Consider the following 21,411-nt stretch of genomic DNA (forward strand, 5'->3'; position numbering starts at 1 on the left):
ATGACAGCGGCTACCTATGACCGGCAGCTACGGCCTGTCCAGCTAGACGCGGTTAGGCGTATGAATTAACATTGAGGGTTTAGGTTAAATTGGCCGGCTGGCGCGGCGCGCCGGGTAATGGCTGAGGCCAAAAAGTCTAGTCAAATCAAATAGGAACTTGTCAATGGCGGGGGGCCGGTGTGGAGTACACCAGCGCCAGCACGTTGGCGAAATGCCTTGAGGAACGCCGATGACGGCAGGATGCCGTGAAGGAACTTGGTTCGAAAACGACGACCTTGAGACGACGGAGGCGTGAACAATGAACGACTTTTGGGAATGGCGCAGTTCTTCGCAAGATTTCAAGAGAATACGTAACAGGATCAGACGCGGTAGAAATAGTTTCATTTTCGGCGCGTTACTATTGCTGGCTTTCATCATTGCATTCGCGATTTTCGAATACGCGCAATGACATTGCGAAGCACCGGTCACGGGGATCGTTGATTGGCCGCGAGCCGGCCGCACCGAGTCCCGCTGTGCCCATGCCGGCTGGCGGAGGTGGATGGCTTCACACGACACGCGAACCATAAACCGGGATCATTGCCGGTCGATCGGGCGCCTTGTCTTGGGCGGTGCGGTACCGCCATGAAGGGCAGGCTCGAAAGCTGACCTTGGCAGTTTTCCTGCGGTGGGGCTTGCGCAGCCCGTGACCTGGGCGCACAGGCGCTGCGGGCTGCGGCGGAGGCCCGATCGTCAAGCTCATGATCCTGACCGGCCGGCGTGAAGGCGAGATCAATGGCGCACGCTGGACGGAAATCGACCTAAACAAAAAACTTTGGACGATCCCGGCTGTGCGCGCCAAGAACCATGAGCAGCACACAGTTCCACTGTCGGATATGGCGCTCGAGATCATCAAGGGGCTGCCGCGCATAAAATCCGACGATGGCCTTGTCTTTGTCGGGAGCAACGGGAGGCAACCGACATCGTTCTCGCGCGTCAAGGTGCGGCTCGACGAGGCGATAACGGAAGCCAACCAAGACGAACCAATCACGGCGTGGGTTTTCCATGATCTTCGCAGAACCATGGCGAGCGGCATGGAACGGCTCGGGATCGCGCCGCCGGTGATCGAAAAATGCCTCAACCATAAGAGTGGCACCTTTCGCGGCGTGACCGGCGTTTATCTCAGATTCACATACGACGACGAGAAGCGTGCGGCGCTCGACGCTTGGGCGCAGTACGTTGTCAAATTGCAGAAGGTCCAGAGCGCCAATGGCTAAACTACCCGGCCCTATCGAACTTGAAATTTGCGAACTCGCAGGCATCTGGCGCGAGACAGGCAACCCGGCTGCGGCTTGGCGCTGTTTCGTTCTTGCGCGCGAGAATGGCTTCCCTGTGCCAGCGGTCATTGACGCCGAGATCATGCGTTTCGCTCAGGCCATCACCGCACCACTGGCAAGCGACCGTAGCACGAGCACGGCACGCACGGTCGCGGAAGCTTGGGAGATCACCAAAGGCCGGAAGCCCGCGCCAGAGCTCCGCAACTATCGGCGCGATCTTGATCTTTACTTTGAGTATTGGCGTTGGCGTCGAACGTCGCACCGCAAAACTCCTACGGGATGGATTGACGTTCCCGGATTGTCGCACGGCGACGCGATCTGCAAACTTGTTTCGAAGTTGGGCAAGTCACCGAAAACAATCGAAGGAGTCATGACTCGGTTTTCCAAGGAGTATGGCGATGGTGACCCGAACGAAAACCCCGCATTCCGCGAGCCCTGACAATGCCCACGACATCACTAAGTATCTTTCTTGATCGGCGTGTCGTCACTTGACGCTCATCGACACCAAAGAGGACGACATGACCGAGCTTAACGATGACAGGATGCTTTCCGCGAGAGCCGTGCTTGAACGGTTCAATCCGCAACCGACGTTGCGTACGCTTGATCGATGGCTTGCTGATCCGCGCATCGGTTTTCCGCGTCCAGTGAGAATGGGCAACGGTAGACGGTATTTTGTCGAGCGCGAGATTTCAGACTTCTCCGCGCGAGGTTGTCCGGCAGATTGATTCTCGATTCGGTGAACTGTTGCGGCAGTTGGAGTCCGAGCAGCGAGGCCTCTTGAGTGACTGATCAAAGAGGTACCGATCACACTTGATGCTGGACTCCCGATTGCCGGCGCAACCAAAAGGCCGGCAACATCGCAAGCGTGGCGAATAAAAACCCACCAAGCGGTTTTTCTATCCCGAAAATTTGATGGGAACGGACGCGCCGTTTCTCCGTTGGGCCGTAATTCCGTTAGGCTGTGAAAAGGAGAGGCGACATGAAAACAGTTCTCTCAGCAGTTCTGGCAATAGGAACACTGGTTAGCGCCAGCGCGCCAGCATTAGCTCAACATCGGACGTTGGCTCAATTTCGGACGACGTTCGCTCAATATCCGATGATCGCTCAATCTGATGCCTACTGCTTGCAAGGCGATGGTTGGGGTTACTCCGGTGATTGCCGGTTCTCGACCTTTGAGGCATGCAGAGCAACGGCGTCAGGAATTGGCGGAACGTGCGATAGAAATCCGAGCGGGTCGAACTACTATCCTACCCTTGGGTGGTAGCACCGGCTTCAAAGTCCCCGCCAGCCTGGACTGGCGGGGTTTTCTATTTCTGCCGGCGCCCGTATCTGATTCGCTTTGCGCCGATGTTAAGCTTCGGAAGACAATGCAACGAACCGATTTCTAACAAAGGATTATTGATCGTCACACGCCCCTAAGCCGATGAGGGAGATGCGATAATGAAAAAACGCTCGCTGATCAGTCTCAGCATTTCGGTGTCGATCGCTATCTTGGTAGCCGGTGCCGCGATTTCCGCGCAAGACAAGTACACTTTGCAAGTACCGAATGGGCTCGCCTTCTCTGAGTTCAGGGGATACGAGGACTGGCCTGTGATCGCGATCAGTGAGAACGAAGGCCTTATTGCTGTGATCGTCGGGAATCCGGCAATGATCGGCGCCTATAAGGAAGGCGTGCCCGGCAATGGCAAGCCTTTTCCAGACGGCGCGAAAATGGCGAAAATTCATTGGACACCGAAAAAACAAGAGGCGTACCCCGGTCAGTCATCCGTGCCAGGTACGCAGCATGACATTGATTTCATGGTGAAGGACAGCAAGAGGTTCGCGGATAGCGGCGGATGGGGATGGGGCGCGTTCGACTATGACCCGGCGGCCGATACGTTTAAGCCCTCTACCACAGCCTCCAACCCGCCGCAGGAAAGCGACGCGAAGTGCGGGTTCGCTTGCCACACGGCGGTGCAGAACCGCGACTACGTATTCACGGAGTACGGAAAGAGGTGAGTATCCGATAGCGCCAGCCAAACAAGGTTGATCAGTCCGAACCGGTGCTCGTTCTGAATTGTCTGTGTCCGCACATGGCCCTTTTAGGCAGCTACCGCATTGCTCTTCGCCAACCAGCCGCCCGAGCAGCTTCTTCGGAGCAGAACCAACGCTCGGCCTTCGATGGTGTGATGACGGTCTCGGAATAGTGCTCTTGGCCTGGCACGTGATAGAAGCGCTCGCCGGTATTCAGGCTAATATTACCCTTGATGTTGCAGGTATATTCTGCCGAGACGAACGTCGGTCGGTTGGGTTGCGTCTCGGCCTGCATAGCGTCCCATGTGGATGACAGATGAGTCGCAATTGCCCAAGCGATGAGAATTACAAATATCGAGAGTCGTACGATGCCAATATTCAAGCATGGCGAGCCCTAGCAGGCTGTTGAAGAAGTCTCTGGCGCAGCGGTTCTGGGCATGATTCTCTTGATGCGGATGCGTCGAGGGGGGAGCGATGCGGGGAAGCGACGAACGGTCAGGCTCGCTGTTCAGCTATGTGGACTTGGAGGCTCGGATTCGCTCCGACCATCCGCTGCGAACGATCCGACAGATCGCGAACGCGGCGTTGAATGATCTGTCGAGGGACTTTGACAAGCTCTACACGGCGTTCGGCCGTCCCTCGATCGCACCGGAGAAGCTGCTTCGGGCAATGCTGCTGCAGGCATTCTACGGGATCCGCTCGGAACGGCAGTTGATGGAGCGGCTGGAGTTCGACCTGCTGTTGCGCTGGTTCGTGGGCTTGGGCGTGGACGACCCGGTGTGGGGACCACTCGACCTTCTCGAAGAACCGCGACCGATTGCTTGAAGGTGAGATCGCCGCGAAGTTCTTGAACGCGCTGATGGGGCAGCACCAGGTCAAGCGGCTGTTATCAAGCGAGCATTTTTCGGTCGACGGCACGCTGATCGAGGCGTGGGCATCGATCAAGAGCTTCCGGCGCAAGGACGGCGGTGACCAGGACAGTGATGGACCGGGACGCAACGCCGAGCGCAGTTTCCACAACGAGAAGCGCTGCAACGAGACGCATCAGAGCACGACCGATCCCGAGGCACGGCTCTATAAGAAGGGCGGCGGCCAGCCGGCGAAGCTTTGCTACATCGGCCATGCCCTGATGGAGAACCGCAACGGACTGGCGGTGCTGGGTGGCGTGAGCCGGGCGACCGGAACGGCGGAGCGGGATCAGGCGTTGGCGCTGATCGACTGCCACCGCGGCCAAAGCGAGCGGCGGATCACGCTGGGCGCCGACAAGGCCTATGACGTCACCGCATTCGTCGAGGACTTAAGACGGCGTTCGGTCACGCCGCACATCGCCATCGACGGGCATTTGAGCAAGACCGGAAAGCCGCGCAAGACCGCGATCGACCAGAGGACTCTCCGTCATGCCGGATATGCCGTCAGCCAACGCTGTCGCAAGCGCATCGAGGAGGTGTTCGGCTGGATCAAGGCCTCCGCCGGACTTGCCAAGATCAAGCTGCGAGGCCGCGACCGCGTCAACGCCACCTTCACCCTGGCGCTGGCGGCCTACAACCTGATCCGCTTGCCCAAACTCCTGGCAGCCGCCGCGTGAAACACAAGTCGTGCACCGTCAAGATGCTCGATCAGGACCCTGATGGTGGCGCCGCCCGCAGATCACGCTGACTCCATTCCATATCCGTCTCCGTGGGAAACTTCTTCAACAGCCTGCTAATGCTTAATATCACCCGCAAGCGGAAATTTTACGGATCGTCTTAAAACGCGCTCAGATCATCCGGCATCACGCCGAACAAACGCAACAGGACAGCGTCAAAACATTATACGATAGCTGGGTCGATCCTCAGTGCGACTGAAGGCGACCGCGCCAACATTTCCGGCCACGTTCGATGGCACATCTGCTCGAAGCGCAAGAGGTTGTTGAGGATGACGAACAAGGGGAGACGAAAGTCGTAAAGATATATTATTTATATTTCTTTTGAGAGGTGTAGCGTTTGGCTTACGGTCAGGGTCTTGAGTCCTCCCCCGCCGCAAACTTCCCAGCGATCCGGTACCTATCGGAGTCGTACCGGATCGCTCCTTTCTTTTTCTGCATCTAAAGGCGCGAAGATGCTCCCCCGGATATGCTCCGCAGCCGCGTGTGGATGCGGCCTTCTCGGTGGAGATAAAAGCGTAGCTAAACGATGTATGCAGCCACACAGGCTCGTTACGGCTTGCTCAAATCGTCCGGCACTTCGCCAAACGACCGCAACACAACAGCGTCCCTAAATTCACCGCTTCCCGGATCGCCTGTACGGTTGAACGCCACCGCGCCGATATGTCCCGTAGTTCGCGCCATTCGCTCCGCAGAAAACCGCTTAACGTTACTAGCGTTACGCCCCGGCAATTTGTAAGCTGGGGCGTTTTCTACAGAGCGCAAATGGGCAAATCGCGTCGCTCGTGAATTGCCCGTTCGAAGATCGCGCCCCGAGGGAACTGATACTTGCGCTTGCGGGTATACCGTGACAGCACCCGTGAGCTCGCAATATTCGCTCTATGTCGTCACCAACAAATGGCACTGCTCTAAGTGTAACGCCCGGTGGACGACGGAAGCATCCATTCGGTGCGACTAACGTATCGAGCGCGCCCCTGATTCGGCTTCCTCGCCGCAAAAGTCGAATAATGAACCGCACATGCGGCTTTCTGAGCGCTCCACGTCGCCCTCACTGCCGCTAGGGGGCATTCGCGTGAGAGAGTGTGTTGCGCTCCGCCGGGCTTGGAAACACATAAATGACCGCGAAAATGAACCACTACGTTGCGTGCCGCGCGGAAGCTGCGGTATGTCGTGAGAAATCGGAGACCGAGGTAAGCGGCATGACTACTGGCTCGCGGAAGCACAAAAATGGGAAAAGTGCGCCGAAGACTCGGATGACATTTCGGTCTCCTATCAGATTAAAGACGTCCGCTTGGTGCCAAGGCCAGACTAAACGTCGGCAAATGATGCCACGCCGGATAATTGATCGCCTCAACCATTTCGCTCCTCTGAGAGAGGATGGATGCCTTGCGGCAGGATGCCGTATATTCCCGTGGTCGTCGTCTTTGTGTGGCCCAACAGCATCCGGAGTTGTTCGTCCAGGTATCCCGGCACGTCGAAGCGCATCCGTGAAGCTGTGCCGGAAGCTTTGGAAGTTCACTTCACGGTTATAAAGACCATGAGGATCACGCATGAAGTCGTCAAAGTCCAACGGGCCGTCAATCTGCGCATCAACCCACAGAACGTCGACAATCACGTTGCCATGTTCAAACGTCGCCCTCCCGGGCATTTATCGAGCGAAGGAGCGTCCAATAACTTCCATGCGCAAAGTTCTCTTGACCCTAGCTGCTGGAACCGGCGCTCTGGCTCTTAGTTCCTTGGCGGCCTCGGGTGCGATTGTATGTACCGGAAACGTGTGCTGGCATACGCAGGAGCAATACAGCTACCCGCCAGACGCGAGGGTCTTCATTCACGACGATAGTTGGCTCGCGGAGCCGCATGTCACATTCCGCGAACATGAGGGGCGAGGTTATTGGAAGGGTGATACCTGGACGACGTGGTAATACGTCTTAAAGGCATTGCGAAATGGCCCCCGGCTTGATGGAGCGGGGGCCATGCGATAAGCGCCGTTCAGGAATCATATAGGCAATCGAGAGCGGGACTACAAAAGGGTTGAGCCAGTGCTGATCACCGCTTTCACCATCCTCGGAATTGCCGTGCTGCTGGGCTCCGTGCTTGCGGTTCTGTATATGCGTGAAGGCGCTGCAGCGCCGTCCTGGCGGCTGGCGGCATTGCACGGACTGATCGCCATCGGCGGTCTCGGCTGTCTCGGTCTCGCCTTACGTGGGCCGCCTCGTGGGCTCGATCAGGGGGCCGGCTCGTTCGGCATGATTGCAGCCGTGCTGGTCGCGCTGGCGGCCGTCGTCGGCTTTGCGCTCTTTTCAGCACGCCTTCGCAAGCGGCGGCTCTCGGGCACGCTGATCGGCATTCACGCCACGCTCGCGATCAGCGGCTTTGTCGTGCTCATCGCCTACGTGATGGCTTGAGGCGGCTGAGACCGGATCGTCCGAAAGGTTTGCCGACGCTTCGCGAGCCGGTTGATATGAATCGGTTTGGAAGACGACCGGCAGGGCGATAGCAACAGCCAAGAAAAAGACCGCAAAAGCGTCGAAGTTGCCGATAGCCCCCGGACTGAGCGCTGAGATCGATTTCGTGATCGAAGCACAAAACCAGAAAGCCTCCATGAGTAAGACATCACTGGACCAACAGATCGCAAATGCGCTCGTCGATAACGCGGTCAATGACGGCTTTCTAATCTCCATCAACGACGGTGAGGAGACGATCAACCGATCACGGAATATCGCCGAGATCATCAAAGCGATGTTCCGCACCAATATGGACACACTCACGCTTAATGTCGAAGAACGGCGCGTGGGTATGATCACTCTGATCTACGGCAACGGAAGAAACGGGCTCGATGTGATCGGCGATCACACTGACATCCCGCACATCAACCGTCTCGTTGAGCGCACCATGAAGGAGTTCGAGCGATGAGCTACGCCGAACCAGCATGGCAGCCTGCAGATCGACAGACCAAGCCGCTGACGATTCTTTTTTCTTGAAGCTAGAGGTATGGTGATGCGAAGAATTATTTTTCGACATGAAGAATGGCGTTCCGATGAGAGATAAAGTCGGGATCGACTTCGAAGGCAACCCGGAGGCCATCAAGCACTGCAAAGAACTCGCTCAGCACTTCCGCGACGTTTCAAAACCTGACCAATTTAACGGCATCTTGCTAGTCCGCAGTGTGTCGAGGCCTCGGTCATGATCGGTCACGCTCGACGGGCTGTTTTCGCGCTAAATGCATCCCAAGCGCGTGATTGGGGCACAAAAGCGTATCAAAGGTGTGTGCTGCACCCGACTTATGATGGTAAAACCAGCGATGTTTGAGACCGATAGTCATCGTCGTCAAGAACGCCAACCTTCTAACGGCGCAGCATCGTCTCACGACTTTCTAGAGGCAGAGAATATCAGCCTTCGATTGCTGTTGGCGCAGGCCGAAATCGATGCCAAGGGTTGCTGGCTCAGGCTGGCATTGACGCCCGCGAGCGTGACGCACCCGACAAGCTGCAGAAACTGATCCTGGAAGAGCTTCATCATCGCATCAAGAATACGCTCGCGACTGTCAGCGCCATCGCCACCCAGAGCCTTCGCCACGTACAGGGCACCGAACACGCGCAGCACGCCATCGCGGGCCGGCGGAAGGCGCTCGGACGAGCTCACGATCTCCTTATACAGGCAAGGTGGAACAGCGCCGACCTTGGCCATATCGTCCGCAGCGCCACCGAGGCCTTCGACAATCCGGACGTTCCGAAATTCTCGATTGCAGGACCGGACATTCGGATGACGTCGGGCGCCGTGATCGCCATAGCCATGACGCTCAACGAGCTCTGCACGAACGCCACGAAGTTCGGAGCCCTGTCGGAGCCGACTGGGCGCGTCGACGTCGCCTGGACGCTGGATCCAAAGACGCAGCGCGTGCACCTGACATGGACCGAAATGAACGGTCCGGTAGTTCACGCTCCGGAAAACCACAGTTTCGGGACGCGCCTCATCGAGACGCTAGGCAAGCAGCTCAAGGGCGACGTGCAGTTGACGTATCAGCCGACAGGTTTCGTCTACGCAATCGACGTGCCGTTGGCTTCCCTGACGTCAGCGGGTGGCGGCGTGATAAGCAAATATGAGGCGTGACTGTCGATGATGCTGACGGTTCCTGAGCACTCCATACCGGTGCTGTAATATTCGGGCAGCCTGCTGGTCAGCTCGGACGTCGCTCGAAACAGTAAGAGCCGCGCCATCCACCGAAGTGAACAGCGCGGCCAGTTGGCCCGAGCGGCGAGAGTTTGCCTGCCTAGAGTGCGACAGATCGCGCGTCCCCGGAACGTTTCCTGCGCCTGTCGCTTAACTAGTTGCAAAGAAAGGAAAATATATGTCCATGAAAAAAAGGGGAACCGACCACTTGATCGCCAGCGATAGAAAGTCTGGGAAGGCTGTCTACGGCGCCGAGAAAAAGAAGATAGGTTCAATCAAACGTGTGATGGTTGACAGGAAGAGCGGGGAAATTGCCCACGCCGTACTCGGTTTCGGCGGCTTCCTTGGCTTCGGCGACGATCATCACATGGTACCGTGGAACCTGCTGAGATACGACGCTGATCTTGGTGTGTACAGTTCCGACATAAGCGGGAGCCGGCTGAAAGGCCGCCCGAAGCACGGCACCGAGACCATCTTTGACCGGAATGCCCGATACGCAGTGCTCGACAAGTATGATAACGAGTGGGTGATGTATCCCGGCTGAGCATTGGAACTTCAGTTACTGAAACTTACCCGCCGGGATGCCCGGCGGGTTTTGTGCGTGGCCGCAATATCGCTCAAAAAGGCACTCACTGTCCGAGTTTGCTCGCTGGCAGTGCCGATTGAGCATCCATCGACGTACCGCATCTCAGAAGCGCACAATTAGTCGCGTCATCCATGGCCATCTTCGATCGATGTATTTATTGACGAATGGCGCGCTAAAGCAGCGTCACCGCTAGACCGTCCAATAGTGCGGATGCGGATAGGATCGCGCGCGATCACCCCAGTCGAAGGTCTCGTCGTCAAACTCAGACGGGCCAGCGCGTAGTTCAAGCATGGTCAACTAGGTTTCAAAGACCTGGCGCTTTGCGTCATATTTGAGAGCGCTCCACAGGATCGGATAATGATGGCGGCTGCCGAACCACTCCCCGGTTTTGATCACCGCGTAGGCAACCGTTCCGCTCACCTTATCGAGCATCAATCGCTCTATTATGCCGAGAAACTATGAACAGCGGCGTGCTCCACGCGATCAGTGGGGACCATGGTGTGATGCATGGCTTCCTCCTGTCCTCTTGCCTTTTAGGCATTATAGCGCGAACGGCAGGCAGCGTGCGCGCCATTGACGCCAACCCACCCGCCGATTTGCAGCACCTGTCCCTAGGCGCAAGACGGCGATGATTCTCTGTGCGACGCGTTTGCTCCCCCCTGCCCGGCCGTGCAGAACAGCGTCGATCGCGCAAAATGCGACCTTATGCCGCGCCCAGCAAAAACTTGGGTTCCTGTTACCCAGGTTGTTACCCTTGGACAAAAATGAAGAAGGAATCGCGCCCGGATCACGGCGATGAAAATCAGATTTTATATAGTAAAATCAATATGGTGGGGGAGGCAGGACTCGAACCTGCGAAGCCATGAGGCGGCTGATTTACAGTCAGCTCCCTTTGCCACTCGGGACACTCCCCCGCAACGCCGTCGGATGTCACCCCACCGAAAAGTGGCCGGGCCGACCGTGGATGACATTGAAGGCACCTGCCCGGATGCCGAGCGTGCGGTTGCGCGCGTTTATGAGCGAAGCACCCCGTCAAAGTCAACCGAGAGCGGCGGGGATTGCGTGTTTCCGCACATCGAACGATGAAATTGCCATTGTTTCAGGCCCGTGAGACAAGCGCGCATGAGCGATCGTGATCCACACCCACGATTCCGGCGCGCGTCCCGGCCATGGGGAGACAGCCACGCCAGGAAAGCCGGAGACCGGAAACGCCCACCGGGGCGAGGTTCGGCGCGGAATGGCCGCGAGACCGGAGCCGACGGCCCGGCCATCCTTTACGGTTGGCACACGGTGACGGCCGCACTGGCCAATCCGCGCCGCCGAATCCGGAAGCTGCTGCTGACCGAAAACGCGGCACGGCGGCTCGCCAATGAAAACATCGAGACACGGCTCACGCCCGAGATCGTGCGCCCGAGTGCGATCGACCAGCGTCTCGGCCCAGACGCGGTGCATCAGGGGCTGCTCGCCGAAGCCGATCCCCTGCCCTCGCCGGATATCGACACGCTGGCGCAGGAAGGCATCGTGCTGGTGCTGGACCAGATCACCGATCCACACAATGTCGGCGCGATCATGCGATCGGCCGCAGCTTTTGCTGTGAAGGCGATCGTCACCACGGCACGTCACAGCCCCGAGGCCACCGGCGTGCTGGCAAAGTCTGCCTCCGGCGCGCTGGAGCTTGTGCCGCTCGTGCTGGTGCAGAATCTGGCGCGGGCACTGACCGAACTGAACGACCGCGGCTTCATGACCGTCGGCCTCGACAGCGCCGGCGGCGAGGATCTCGCCGCTATTCAACTGCGGCAACCGCTGGCGCTGGTGCTCGGCGCCGAAGGCAAGGGCCTGCGGCAGTTGACCAGGGAGACATGCAACGCGGTCGCGCGCCTCGACATGCCCGGCGACATCAAGAGTCTCAACGTCTCCAATGCCGCAGTGCTCGCGCTCTATATCGGTGCCAGCCGTCTCGGCCTGATGCGCTGACGGCGCGCGAAAACGCCCGCTCGCATGGCGTTGCGAACGGGCGCTTGTTTTCTCGGATAAGTGTCAGATCAGTGGTGGCGGCGCGGCACGTGATGGCGGTGGCCATGATGATGATAGTGCCGCGATCCGTAGACCACGCGCGGGGCTGCGAAGCGATGGCCATAGTGGCGCGGCGCATGGCCGTAACGAGGGCCATGGCGATACACACCGTAATGCGAACGCGGGTGGCGCCAGCGATAGCTGTACACGACCGGGCCGGTCACGCGCGCGCCGTCATAGTAATGATGCATGGCATTGGCGTAACGACCACCGTCGTAGGGGTAGTAATAAGGACGGCTATAGGCATTCCATCCGGAGACGGCGCTTTCCTGATAGGTCGGCACCGGCGCGAAGTTGCCCGGACCGCCGAAGGCCGGCCCCTGATTGACGTAATAGTATTGTGTCGGAGACGGCAGGCGTTCATAGGGGGCAAAGCCGTATCCCGCGCCGTAATAGCCTTGATAATAACCTTGCGCGCACGGGCTGTAAGCCTGGCACGGCGAACATCCACTCGTGAACAGCCCACCGCACGCCATCGCGGGCGCAGCGCTCGCGGCCACTATGGCCGCAGCCGCGACCAATCCTGAAATCATCTGACGCATTGACTCTCTCCTGCTGTTTTCTTTGCTCGATTTGAGGTCGTTGGCTTTTGAAACTGTCGTGGATCTTCAGCGAAAACCTCGGGGCAAACCTGAGGGTCCGATCTCGGGCGCGAGGATCACCGCCGGAGGCGTCTGCGGTACGTCGGATTGCACGGGCGTCGGGTCGGACCGGGCCGACCACGACTGATGAAAGCTCTCGGCGCGCGGCGGCAGCTTGCGATTTGCCGGAGGCTCGATTTCGAGGCGCCCGTAACCGGGCGCGTGACCGAGGCTCGGATAATAATGACCGACATGCGGCTCCGGATCGACGTAGCGTCCGCCGTACACCGTCGGCTGCACGTGGTTCCGTCGGGCAAGGCCCCAGTCGCCCTCGACGATGGCGTAGGAGGCATCGACACCGTTGATGATGACGGGAACGCCGGGACGGCCGGGAATCACGATCACCGGACCGCTGTCGGCCAGCGCCGTCAACGACGTCCCGATCAAAAGGGCCAACGCAAGTCCGATACGCATCACAGGGGTCCGGTTTACGGCAGACCCTAATCGAACCGACGCCCGCAAGGGTTAAAGCCGCCGCCGAAACTGCCGGTAAGCCTAACGTGCGTGCCTGCGCCGGCGTTCAATTGCGACAGATCCCGCTATCGAAATGTTAACGCGGGGCGCGCGGGCGCGGCCCTTGCTACAGTTGGCGCGTATTCCGCAGAAGTGGATACCGGTTTTGCGATCAGAATACGCGCACATTATTGATTGAGGGCATTTTCTTCACGTGAACCGGGTTCCACTAACCGGAAAATGCTCTCGCAGCCTAGCAAAACCAGATTTACCGAGAAGGCTGCAAACAACGCGATGGACAGCGCCAGTTGCACGCCGTCGGTCGCCGGTTTCGGCATCGTTTCCATGACCGGAACTTCAGGCGATTCCACCCTGTGAGTCCCGGCAATATTTTTCCGGCACGCCTGTGGGGATTCAGGGGTCGTTTACGATTTGAAGCGCGGCCCCGAATCGCACTCGCCTGCTCCGGGCCGCGGCCGAGTGCAGCACGCGCCCTCGCTTACCGCAGCCCCCGTTGACGGCAACCCGCAAGCCGCCATACACAGACGCCTCAATGCAGGCCAAACGTTTGCATCGATGCATGACGGCCCGCTGTCTCCCGCATCGATCGTGGTTTATCATCAGTGCGCGAGGCAGTTTAGATCCGCAGCGGTTTTGTAATCGGAGGGCCTTGAGGCAAGAAGGCGAATCGGATCATGCGCTTAAGGTCGACGCGATCCGAACAAGTACCGAATAGGCACCGGAAATCGGTGTCCGCCGGGGCCGGCGTAGCACAGCGGTAGTGCAGCGGTTTTGTAAACCGAAGGTCGGGAGTTCGATCCTCTCCGCCGGCACCATTTCCTTCCGAATGCTCTGGGTGCGCTGCTACCCTTCTCGCCTTATTTCCACGGCTTTGAGCGCAAGCGTTTATCTGCCTTTCGCCCAACGGGCGCCGGACAGGAAACGGCAGCAAATATGGTTTCGTGAAAGTCCATCATACAATAAAGTGGAGCATCATCTGCCATCCATCCTCGGGCAAACATAAAGCTGAACACTCCTTTCTGCACTATCGTCCGACGCTTCCGACGGATACCAGGCCACATCCAATGGGCAGCCAAAAGGTGCTGAGGGATTTCCTCGCCAGGGCCACCGAGCCAGTGGGTCGAGAAATCTCGCAAGAATGTGCCTTGGCCATACCTCAGGCAAAAAAGCCCGAATGCCAGCTTCGTTGTGATTTTCGTGATTCGACCGAGATCTGGCTGAAACCAAACACGACCGTCCTGTGCTATCTGCAAAGCGTTCGTTATAAACTCGTCCAACCGCGGCGAAGCAGAAAGCGCACGATCTATCACACCGCCGGGCTCGACCTTTCGCATCAAGTGCGGTTGATGACCGACTTGCGCCAAGACAACAGCCATATATTCTTCGTCTAAAGACCACCCCTCGTTACAAGAGCGGCATGCCGGCACCGTCCTCAGATTAATAGGAAAAGGCTTTTCGAGAAAAGCTTTTGGAGGCACGTGGTCTTTCGTGGTTGCAGCCGACCCGCAGTAGACACACTCCGGCGTCGACCGAGAACGGCAACTTGGACTCTCTTGCGAATCGAACGGGAGGGACAATTGTCTCATATGGAAGCGGCTGCTCAAAATTGTCAAAACCACATGGTTGCGCAGGCGAATTGCTCTGACAAGACGGTTGTTTCAGGGGGGCAGGTCAACTAATCATTGCTTGATAAAAGCATCTTTGCGCGGGGGGGGGCTGCATGGCGCAAACTGTGAAGGCTGACGCGAATCCGACGAAGGCTTTCTTCGTACGGATGATTACCCGTGATATTTCTCTCGAAGATTGCATCCTGGATTTAATCGACAACAGCGTCGATGGGGCTTGGAAGCTCGAAGGCGGCAGGCCAATGAGCCTCGCAGACGGGGCCGATCTCTCGAAATATCGAATCGAAATTGAAGCCTCACCAAAGCGTTTTTCTATAAGAGATAACTGCGGAGGGATAACGTTAGACGATGCTGTCGAGTACGCTTTTACATTCGGCAGAAAAGATAAGGACACGCCTGATAACTACAGTATCGGAGTTTACGGTATAGGCATGAAACGCGCCGTCTTCAAAATCGGCGAGCAGATTGCAATTAGGAGTACGTACACCTCCAAAGAAGGAAATACGGAATCGTTTAGAGTGCCCATCGATGTGCCGACATGGCTTGCCGATCAAAAACGCGATTGGGATTTCGACATTGAGACAGCAGACGCCCTTCCCGCCAAGGGAGTTGAGATTGCTGTAGAAGATCTTCATGAAGGCATTGCAGCATCATTTAGCAGCCCTGTATTTATTCAAGACCTCAAACGCACCATTGGTCGAGACTACGCTCTACATATTCGTCGCGGACTATCCGTTCTGGTGAATGGCGAAAATATAAAGGGATGGAAGATAGAACTTCTCCAAGGCGGTGGTATGGAGCCTATGAGGATTTCGTACTCAGACGGAGATAATGGCGACCCAGTCAACGTCGAACTTCTGGCTGGCATGGCTGCTCCTCCACCTGAAAGTTCTGAACCAGACGAAACTTCGGACGGAGACAACAGATTTGGCTGGTATGTTGCTGCAACGGACGAATTGTTCTTGCTGCTGATAAAAGCGATATTTCTGGGTGGGGCACAGATGGTTGGCCTCAATGGCATCCGCAATACTCCGGCTTCATGGGCATAATCGTTTTTTCCTCGAAGAACGCTGGATTGCTTCCGCTCACCACGACAAAGCGAAGTGTAGATGTTTCGTCTAGCGTTTACAGGCGCGCTAAACCTCGAATGCGAGACGTATCCAAGCAATGGATCAGTTACACCAACATCCGCAAGCAAGCGATCGACGACGCTAAGCGTTACGAAAATCAAGCTAAACCGAAGTCTATATTTGAGGTGGCGCAGAGAGAGGCTGTTGCTCTGCCGCAAATTGTAGCGAAGCCAAAAGTAAAGATGGCGAATATCAGCTACTCCATGCCCCTACAGAGGGTGAGATCCCTAGCCGATGGACTTGGCAACGTGAATATGAGCTATAAAGACGTCGGCATAAATTCGTTCGAACACGCGTATACAGATCTCGTCGGAGACGAGTGATGGCTTCGTTCAATGTTGTGAACTACAGCCTTCGACCAAACAAGTCTATTCAGAGAAGTTTGGTTTTTGATGGAATTAAGACACTTCAGGCGAGCTCGACGATCGACGAGCTAATCTACATCGGATTTGGATCTATCTGGTTCACTGATTTCACCCTAGCTCATCGCGAGTTGCGTATTCGTGATATGATCTCCATCGAGGGCGATGAGATAGGCGCCAAGCGCGCGAACTTCAATCGACCGTTTAAGACAGTTCGTATTGAATCCGGGTTTTCGAATGACGTAATCCCGAAGCTCTTATCGGACAAGAAGCTCCAATCGAAGCCTTGGCTAATGTGGCTCGACTATGATCGATCCTTGGAGGAGTCGACCGTTGATGACATGCGAGCGGTCATTGAGGGAGCCCCGCAAAATAGCATATTCCTGATGACTATAAATGCCTCAGGCGGTCCGATAGCAAAAGCACCGAAAAACAGACCGCAACGTATCAAGTCATTGCTTGGCTCTGTCGTTCCGGATGATTTGTCGCAAGACGCTTGTCAAGAAGATCAACTTCCTTCAACGCTTGGAAAATTACTTGAAGACTTCTTGATTTCGACTGCAGTATCGGCTGCTCGACCTGGTGGTTTTCTGCCGGCTTTCCGCCTCATCTACAAGGATGGCACTCCTATGGTTACAGTTGGTGGACTATTGCCAGCTAAGGGCGCGGTGCCGGCAGCGAGAGAAGCCACCAGTAGCGCCACATGGCCCGGATTCCCTCCGATGCCAATAATCGCGCCTCATCTCACTTTGCGAGAAGTTGCTGTCTTACAGGCAGAGCTACCCAGGAAACGTTCGCTAGATCGGAAGGCGGTTCAAAGACTCGGCTTTGATCTTGAGGAAGAGCAGATTAGGGCCTTCGAGCGGTATTATCGATATTACCCAGCCTTCGCACAGATCACGACATAGTCTGATCGATCCTTTTGTCGATGTGGGTTACAGGGTTGCAGCAGCAGTCACCGCGCGAGGCAAAAAATAGTAACCTTGCCCTGCCCACCCGAGAGGATTGAGACACACGTGGCGTCGGTCTCGATTTGTTCTTGATTCTGATGTAAAAATACGTCTGGCGGGATCGTTTCCCCGTTCGACGACTCTTGACAAATGAGGTATGACCCCGGTTGTGATGATCGGGGGAAAGGGCTGTTTTGTGCAAGAGGCACCCAGAATCGTTGACTTATTCTGCGGGTGTGGGGGGTTTTCGCTAGGGGCTGAAGCGGCCGGTCTGGCGCCTACGGTCGCGTTCGATGTCGATCCTATTCTCACGTCGTCGTTTTCTGTCAATCATCCACATACACGACTCAAACTCGCCGACCTATCGAAGGTAACGGGAGCTGAAATTCGACAAGAGGCTGGGGGGCAGGTCGACGGGGTTTTCGGCGGCCCACCTTGCCAGGCATTCAGCGCAATCGGGCATCGCAACGTGAACGATCCGCGGCGAACCCTTCTTGGGCACTTTTTTCGGTTGGTATCCGAACTGAATCCGTCATTCTTCGTGATGGAGAACGTAAAAGGGCTAGGGTACGCGGACGCGCGCCCGACGCTGGATGATGCGCTAAGCCTCGTTCCAGGCAAGTATAATGTACTAGTGGATGGAATCTAACACTTGGTGCCCGCGTCTGACGGCTCGGATAATTTTGTTGGGATCGGCAGTCCATGTGAAGGGCTTCGGTTCGGCGTTATGTTCGATTACGAAGCGATTGATTGCAGCCTGCAGGTCGACGACCGATCGGAAGATGCCGCGTTTCAGTCGTCGTTTTGTGAGTTTGGCGAAGAAGCCCTCGACGGCGTTGAGCCAGGATGCTGATGTGGGCGTGAAGTGGAAGGCCCAGCGGGGATGCCGGGCCAACCACTGGCGCACTTTCGGGTGCTTGTGGGTTGCATAGTTGTCGACGATAGCGTGGATTTGCTTTCGCGGCGGCACCTGCGCTTCGACGGCGTTGAGGAAGCGGATGAACTCCTGGTGCCGATGGCGCTGCATATTGCGGCCAATGACGGTGCCGTCGAGGACGTTGAGGGCCGCAAACAGTGTCGTCGTGCCATGACGCTTGTAGTCGTGGGTCATCGTCCCGGCGCGACCCTTCTTTATTGGCAAGCCGGGCTGGGTGCGGTCGAGCGCCTGGATTTGGCTTTTTTCATCGACCGAGAGAACGACGGCATGGGCGGGCGGATCGACATAGAGGCCGACGACATCGCGCAATTTGTCGACGAAGCGCGGGTCAGTGGAGAGCTTGAACTGTTTCACCCGGTGCGGCTGCAGCCCATGGGCGCGCCAGATGCGTTGAACGGAACTCGCGCTGATATCGACGACCTTCGCCATCATGGCCGAGGTCCAGTGGGTCGCCTCTGCTGGCGGCTCGGTCCGGGTGAGCGCCACGACGCGTTCAGCGATGCCCGACCCCAGCGGCGGAATGCGCGAGGGGCGTGTCTTATCGTGCAGGAGGCCGTCATAACCCGCCACCATGAAGCGTTCCTGCCAGCGCCACACACAGGTCTTCGACTTGCCGGTCCGGCGCATGATCTCATGGGTGCCGAAACCGTCCGCGCTCAACAGTACGATCTCGGCCCGCCAAACATGCTTGTGTGGGGTGTTGCGATTCCGCGCCAGCGCCTTCAGATGGCGGCGGTCGGCAGGCTTAAGGGTGATGAAAATTCCGGTTCGCATGCGCCAGACTCGCATGCATCCAGTCAGATGGGAATCCCATCCCGGATTCAAATGTCAGACGCGATCCACTAGGTCCGCTCGTCTTGGATGCTGCCGAATTCGGCGCGGCTACCCGGCGCCCCCGCTTGTTCATCATAGGTTATGATCCGGCTCGCTGCGACAACGTCACCGAGTCCGACATCGAGACGAAAAAGCAGAAGGCGACGACCGTTCGCGCTGCGATTTCCGATCTCGCTACCGCCATCCAACTCGATAACGACGGCGAATACGATCAATGGAAAATCAGACAGCCGGGGCGTCCAAGTCAGTATGCGGCCTGTCTCCGAAACGAAGACGGGACGTTCACCGGGCACAGACGAACCTCCCATACTCCCGAGGTGATTAAGCGGTTCAAGAAGGTGGAGCAAGGCGGCGTCGAAGCGATCGGACGACACCCGCGACTTAGCTGGGATGGCCAGTGTCCGACACTACGTGCAGGCACCGGCAACGATCGCGGATCGTTTCAATCCGTGCGACCGATTCACCCCGACGAACCGCGTGTGATAACGGTCAGAGAAGGAGCTCGACTTCAGGGCTTCCCAGACGATTTCCGATTCCATCCGACCGTTTGGCACAGTTTCAGAATGATCGGCAACAGCGTCTCACCCATCATGTCCAAGGCCATATTTTCGTTGATTGCGACACGCATAGAAACCGGACGAAGATTTCAAGTCGCAGCGGAGTGATCCTTTGGTAGACCGACTGACGCCAGAACGACGATCCTGGCTGATGTCTCGCGTAGGCGGCAAAAACACCACGCCTGAAATCGTGGTGAGAAAGGTTGCTCACTCGCTAGGATTACGATTCCGCCTCCATCGAAAACAACTGCCAGGAACGCCGGATCTTGTTTTTCCCAAGTGGCGGACGGCAATCTTCGTCCACGGTTGCTTCTGGCATCGGCACCCGGGTTGCGCGAAGGCAAGCACCCCCAAAAGCCGAACCGAATACTGGCAGGACAAATTCGAAACGAACGTCCGGCGCGACAAGAAAAATGTTGCACTATTGCGCAAGCAGGGCTGGCTTGTTCTCACTGTTTGGGAGTGCGAAACCAAAAACGTCGACAAGCTCGGAGCCAAGCTCTCTCAAGCCTTCAAGAAAAGGGCTCAATATATGGTTCGCAGTACACGTGGCTAGACGTTCCAACGGGGCACGTAGGTCTGCATGAGAACTGTTTTACGTGGCTGCCCTTCGTTCTGGGGATAGACCAAATACATGCCCCCAGGCAGCAGAGGTCGATCAGGTACCGGGACGCCCTCCGTTTTTGCCGCACTCTCCCGAATGCCGTATTCGCATTCGGCTAATATCAAATATGCCTGCTCGATTCTTGCCCCAGGGAAGTCCGCCCATTCATACCCCTGCATTCGCTTGAAGGACATAAGCACCTCATCGCTCAGAAAGTAGAATTCTTCTCGCATCAAGCCGCGTTCGACCGCATCGTCGGTGAGAATGCTGTAGAGGCGCTCCATCAGATGGAGTTTTTCTCCATTTTGGGCATCCACGGGTAATTCAAAATTCGGTCGCCCGTTGAAGCCTTGATGCATCTCTCCATGGCACGACGAGCAGAGCGTGATCCCATTTCCTGTCTGAAACTCTGCCGCCTTCAAAAGAGACTTGCGACAAATATGATGCGCAGACAACCGATGGCGAGAATGGCAATCGACACAACGATGGCCGTCGCGCTCGCGAATGAACTCGCTCCATAGACGTAAGCACCGCTCGCGAGACAAGCCTGCCGCGAGCGCAGCTTCGAGCTTCCCAAATTTAATCGAGATCGTCTCGATATTTGCGGTTTCGACCTTTTCGCCCATCTGATTCCGTTGATCGGGATGCGCCGGCTTCGTTCGCTCGCTTGCGCAATCGGCTCGCATACCATCTGACGCTTTTATCACTGGCAGCCGCACCCGCGATACGCCCATTGACCTCCTGAGCGATCCGCCGGTAGGTCCAGTCCGGGTGCTCGACGATCAGCCGCTCGGCGAGCTTGCCGATGCCGCGTCCACGGCTCGGCACGGCGGCCGGTGGCTGCTTCGATGCGCCCGGTCCGGACCTTGCCGAGCCGAATGGCGTCGATGGCCTCGACGGCCACCGGAACGAGTCGGGGTTGAGCTTGTATTTGGCGACCAATTCCTCCGCCTTCTCGAAAGCGGCGGCATTTTCGCCCGGCGTGCAGCCGTTCGCCTCGGTCTTCTCCAGCAGCGCCGCGATGCGCCGCTTGACCAGCGGCAGTTCCCTCGCGCTTGGCTTCTTCGTCTTGGTCATGGTCCTGTCTCCGGCGGCGGGATGCCGCAGAGACCATGCTGTCGCGGTTTCCCTCGTCCGCGAGCCGGGCCTGGAGGGGAAATCTTCAGGGCTCGATGGCGCGGGCGCGGGCGTCGTCGGTCACGGCGGTGGCCAGCAACTCGGCCGATACCCGCTTGAGGAATCGCCTGTGCCGACCGTCCGGAGCGAAGGACGCCGCCAGCATGTGGTCGCCGATCACATGGAAGGCATGTTCGCCGTAGTGCTGACGATAGCGGGAAGCGGCGTGCCGCACGTCGGCGTCGGACGGCTCCCGCCTGCGGTCGAGTCTCTCGGCGACCAGGATGAGGACGCCGCCGACCACCGCCGCCCCGTACCAAGTGGCGATGCCCGCATAAATCCAGTTCGCGACGGTCGAGATAGCGTCCAAGAGGCATCCACCGG

The 21,411-nt window shown here is 57.4% G+C and carries 22 protein-coding genes, 2 tRNA genes and 2 pseudogenes; 17 read left to right on the forward strand and 9 right to left on the reverse strand.

Translation table 11 applies throughout. The annotated features are described in order from the left end of the window. The first annotated feature begins 737 nt into the window (after positions 1-737). The 9 genes and pseudogenes from NHAM_RS12750 to NHAM_RS12795 all read left to right on the forward strand — a co-directional run bounded on the left by NHAM_RS12750 (position 738) and on the right by NHAM_RS12795 (position 9,682). The gene (locus NHAM_RS12750; RefSeq protein ID WP_049769334.1) at positions 738-1,253 is read left to right on the forward strand and encodes a site-specific integrase; all 516 of its coding nucleotides are present in this window, start codon (positions 738-740) and stop codon (positions 1,251-1,253) included. 548 nt (positions 1,254-1,801) lie between these two features. Further along, on the forward strand, positions 1,802-2,038 hold the full coding sequence (locus NHAM_RS12760; RefSeq protein WP_041358102.1) for a hypothetical protein: 237 nt from the start codon (positions 1,802-1,804) through the stop codon (positions 2,036-2,038). Between the two features lie 371 nt (positions 2,039-2,409). Continuing rightward, positions 2,410-2,577, forward strand: a complete 168-nt coding sequence (locus tag NHAM_RS29065; protein WP_081434999.1) for a DUF3551 domain-containing protein — start codon at positions 2,410-2,412, stop codon at positions 2,575-2,577. A gap of 176 nt (positions 2,578-2,753) precedes the next feature. After that, complete coding sequence (locus NHAM_RS12765; protein ID WP_011510956.1) at positions 2,754-3,311, forward strand: cytochrome P460 family protein; 558 nt, start codon at positions 2,754-2,756, stop codon at positions 3,309-3,311. A 489-nt stretch (positions 3,312-3,800) separates the two neighbouring features. Continuing rightward, positions 3,801-4,911: pseudogene (locus tag NHAM_RS12775) on the forward strand (IS5-like element ISNha7 family transposase). 2,096 nt (positions 4,912-7,007) lie between these two features. Continuing rightward, positions 7,008-7,373, forward strand: a complete 366-nt coding sequence (locus NHAM_RS12780; RefSeq protein ID WP_011510957.1) for a hypothetical protein — start codon at positions 7,008-7,010, stop codon at positions 7,371-7,373. A 166-nt stretch (positions 7,374-7,539) separates the two neighbouring features. Continuing rightward, positions 7,540-7,881, forward strand: a complete 342-nt coding sequence (locus tag NHAM_RS12785) for a hypothetical protein (RefSeq protein WP_041358104.1) — start codon at positions 7,540-7,542, stop codon at positions 7,879-7,881. A gap of 388 nt (positions 7,882-8,269) precedes the next feature. Next, positions 8,270-9,078 (forward strand): annotated as a pseudogene (locus tag NHAM_RS12790) (sensor histidine kinase). Between the two features lie 238 nt (positions 9,079-9,316). Then, complete coding sequence (locus tag NHAM_RS12795) at positions 9,317-9,682, forward strand: PRC-barrel domain-containing protein (RefSeq protein ID WP_011510959.1); 366 nt, start codon at positions 9,317-9,319, stop codon at positions 9,680-9,682. 339 nt (positions 9,683-10,021) lie between these two features. Here the strand turns inward: NHAM_RS12795 and NHAM_RS28905 are convergent, their stop codons facing one another. Both NHAM_RS28905 and NHAM_RS12805 read right to left on the reverse strand, forming a co-directional pair. After that, positions 10,022-10,156 carry a hypothetical protein gene (locus tag NHAM_RS28905; RefSeq protein ID WP_283805344.1) on the reverse strand — a complete coding sequence of 45 codons (135 nt, stop codon included), beginning with the start codon at positions 10,154-10,156 and terminating at the stop codon, positions 10,022-10,024. 396 nt (positions 10,157-10,552) lie between these two features. Next, positions 10,553-10,638: transfer RNA gene (locus NHAM_RS12805), tRNA-Tyr, on the reverse strand. 208 nt (positions 10,639-10,846) lie between these two features. On the opposite strand from NHAM_RS12805, the gene rlmB reads away from it, so the two are divergent. Next, entirely contained in the window at positions 10,847-11,698 is an 852-nt protein-coding gene (rlmB, locus tag NHAM_RS12810) for a 23S rRNA (guanosine(2251)-2'-O)-methyltransferase RlmB (RefSeq protein ID WP_011510960.1), read from the forward strand. Between the two features lie 68 nt (positions 11,699-11,766). Here rlmB and NHAM_RS12815 read toward each other — a convergent pair whose 3' ends face one another. The 3 genes from NHAM_RS12815 to NHAM_RS26735 all read right to left on the reverse strand — a co-directional run bounded on the left by NHAM_RS12815 (position 11,767) and on the right by NHAM_RS26735 (position 13,238). Beyond that, positions 11,767-12,339 (reverse strand): hypothetical protein, encoded by a 573-nt coding sequence (locus tag NHAM_RS12815; protein ID WP_011510961.1) that lies wholly within the window; start codon positions 12,337-12,339, stop codon positions 11,767-11,769. 66 nt (positions 12,340-12,405) lie between these two features. Next, positions 12,406-12,852 carry a hypothetical protein gene (locus tag NHAM_RS12820; protein WP_011510962.1) on the reverse strand — a complete coding sequence of 149 codons (447 nt, stop codon included), beginning with the start codon at positions 12,850-12,852 and terminating at the stop codon, positions 12,406-12,408. 227 nt (positions 12,853-13,079) lie between these two features. Further along, positions 13,080-13,238, reverse strand: coding sequence for a hypothetical protein (locus tag NHAM_RS26735; protein WP_157043622.1), 159 nt, complete (start codon positions 13,236-13,238; stop codon positions 13,080-13,082). Positions 13,239-13,652: 414 nt separating this feature from the next. Here NHAM_RS26735 and NHAM_RS12825 point away from each other — a divergent pair. The 5 genes from NHAM_RS12825 (at position 13,653) to NHAM_RS29285 (ending at position 17,628) form a co-directional block, all read left to right on the forward strand. Beyond that, positions 13,653-13,727 (forward strand) — tRNA-Thr (locus tag NHAM_RS12825). 249 nt (positions 13,728-13,976) lie between these two features. Continuing rightward, positions 13,977-14,303 carry a hypothetical protein gene (locus NHAM_RS12830; RefSeq protein WP_041358106.1) on the forward strand — a complete coding sequence of 109 codons (327 nt, stop codon included), beginning with the start codon at positions 13,977-13,979 and terminating at the stop codon, positions 14,301-14,303. Between the two features lie 329 nt (positions 14,304-14,632). Beyond that, positions 14,633-15,586 carry an ATP-binding protein gene (locus tag NHAM_RS12835; protein ID WP_011510964.1) on the forward strand — a complete coding sequence of 318 codons (954 nt, stop codon included), beginning with the start codon at positions 14,633-14,635 and terminating at the stop codon, positions 15,584-15,586. Positions 15,587-15,989: 403 nt separating this feature from the next. Further along, entirely contained in the window at positions 15,990-16,937 is a 948-nt protein-coding gene (locus tag NHAM_RS12840; protein ID WP_041358107.1) for an O-methyltransferase, read from the forward strand. 214 nt (positions 16,938-17,151) lie between these two features. Continuing rightward, positions 17,152-17,628, forward strand: coding sequence for a DNA cytosine methyltransferase (locus NHAM_RS29285; protein WP_081435067.1), 477 nt, complete (start codon positions 17,152-17,154; stop codon positions 17,626-17,628). On the opposite strand, the gene NHAM_RS12850 is transcribed toward NHAM_RS29285, so the two are convergent. Then, positions 17,611-18,690, reverse strand: coding sequence for an IS630 family transposase (locus NHAM_RS12850; protein ID WP_081434946.1), 1,080 nt, complete (start codon positions 18,688-18,690; stop codon positions 17,611-17,613). The genes NHAM_RS29285 and NHAM_RS12850 overlap by 18 nt on opposite strands. Positions 18,691-18,773: 83 nt before the next feature. Between NHAM_RS12850 and NHAM_RS12855 the strand changes: the two genes are divergently transcribed. Beyond that, positions 18,774-19,415 (forward strand): DNA cytosine methyltransferase, encoded by a 642-nt coding sequence (locus tag NHAM_RS12855; RefSeq protein WP_049769337.1) that lies wholly within the window; start codon positions 18,774-18,776, stop codon positions 19,413-19,415. A gap of 4 nt (positions 19,416-19,419) precedes the next feature. After that, positions 19,420-19,863, forward strand: a complete 444-nt coding sequence (locus NHAM_RS12860; RefSeq protein ID WP_011510967.1) for a very short patch repair endonuclease — start codon at positions 19,420-19,422, stop codon at positions 19,861-19,863. Here NHAM_RS12860 and NHAM_RS26740 read toward each other — a convergent pair. From NHAM_RS26740 to NHAM_RS12875, 3 genes are all read right to left on the reverse strand, one after another. Continuing rightward, a complete protein-coding gene (locus tag NHAM_RS26740; RefSeq protein WP_157043623.1) occupies positions 19,860-20,537 on the reverse strand; it encodes an HNH endonuclease in 678 nt (225 codons plus the stop codon). The two genes, NHAM_RS12860 and NHAM_RS26740, sit on opposite strands and share 4 nt — an antisense overlap. Beyond that, positions 20,491-20,988 carry a DUF2786 domain-containing protein gene (locus tag NHAM_RS24040; protein ID WP_011510968.1) on the reverse strand — a complete coding sequence of 166 codons (498 nt, stop codon included), beginning with the start codon at positions 20,986-20,988 and terminating at the stop codon, positions 20,491-20,493. Before NHAM_RS24040 ends, NHAM_RS26740 begins: the two co-directional genes overlap by 47 nt. Before the next feature lie 85 nt (positions 20,989-21,073). Then, entirely contained in the window at positions 21,074-21,397 is a 324-nt protein-coding gene (locus NHAM_RS12875; protein WP_011510969.1) for a hypothetical protein, read from the reverse strand. Positions 21,398-21,411: the final 14 nt, after the last annotated feature.

Origin of the sequence: Nitrobacter hamburgensis X14 (assembly GCF_000013885.1) — a bacterium.
GTDB lineage: Bacteria > Pseudomonadota > Alphaproteobacteria > Rhizobiales > Xanthobacteraceae > Nitrobacter > Nitrobacter hamburgensis.

Bases quoted from the DNA above. Each gene is read 5' to 3' on its own strand.
- NHAM_RS12750 (WP_049769334.1), top strand. From the start codon at position 738: ATGATCCTGACCGGCCGGCGTGAAGGCGAGATCAATGGCGCACGCTGG.
- NHAM_RS29065 (WP_081434999.1), top strand. From the start codon at position 2,410: ATGATCGCTCAATCTGATGCCTACTGCTTGCAAGGCGATGGTTGGGGT.
- NHAM_RS12765 (WP_011510956.1), top strand. From the start codon at position 2,754: ATGAAAAAACGCTCGCTGATCAGTCTCAGCATTTCGGTGTCGATCGCT.
- NHAM_RS12795 (WP_011510959.1), top strand. From the start codon at position 9,317: ATGTCCATGAAAAAAAGGGGAACCGACCACTTGATCGCCAGCGATAGA.
- NHAM_RS28905 (WP_283805344.1), bottom strand. From the start codon at position 10,156: ATGCTCGATAAGGTGAGCGGAACGGTTGCCTACGCGGTGATCAAAACC.
- rlmB (WP_011510960.1), top strand. From the start codon at position 10,847: ATGAGCGATCGTGATCCACACCCACGATTCCGGCGCGCGTCCCGGCCA.
- NHAM_RS12815 (WP_011510961.1), bottom strand. From the start codon at position 12,339: ATGCGTCAGATGATTTCAGGATTGGTCGCGGCTGCGGCCATAGTGGCC.
- NHAM_RS12820 (WP_011510962.1), bottom strand. From the start codon at position 12,852: ATGCGTATCGGACTTGCGTTGGCCCTTTTGATCGGGACGTCGTTGACG.
- NHAM_RS26735 (WP_157043622.1), bottom strand. From the start codon at position 13,238: ATGGAAACGATGCCGAAACCGGCGACCGACGGCGTGCAACTGGCGCTG.
- NHAM_RS12830 (WP_041358106.1), top strand. From the start codon at position 13,977: ATGGGCAGCCAAAAGGTGCTGAGGGATTTCCTCGCCAGGGCCACCGAG.
- NHAM_RS12835 (WP_011510964.1), top strand. From the start codon at position 14,633: ATGGCGCAAACTGTGAAGGCTGACGCGAATCCGACGAAGGCTTTCTTC.
- NHAM_RS12840 (WP_041358107.1), top strand. From the start codon at position 15,990: ATGGCTTCGTTCAATGTTGTGAACTACAGCCTTCGACCAAACAAGTCT.
- NHAM_RS29285 (WP_081435067.1), top strand. From the start codon at position 17,152: ATGATCGGGGGAAAGGGCTGTTTTGTGCAAGAGGCACCCAGAATCGTT.
- NHAM_RS12850 (WP_081434946.1), bottom strand. From the start codon at position 18,690: ATGCGAACCGGAATTTTCATCACCCTTAAGCCTGCCGACCGCCGCCAT.
- NHAM_RS26740 (WP_157043623.1), bottom strand. From the start codon at position 20,537: ATGGGCGAAAAGGTCGAAACCGCAAATATCGAGACGATCTCGATTAAA.
- NHAM_RS24040 (WP_011510968.1), bottom strand. From the start codon at position 20,988: ATGACCAAGACGAAGAAGCCAAGCGCGAGGGAACTGCCGCTGGTCAAG.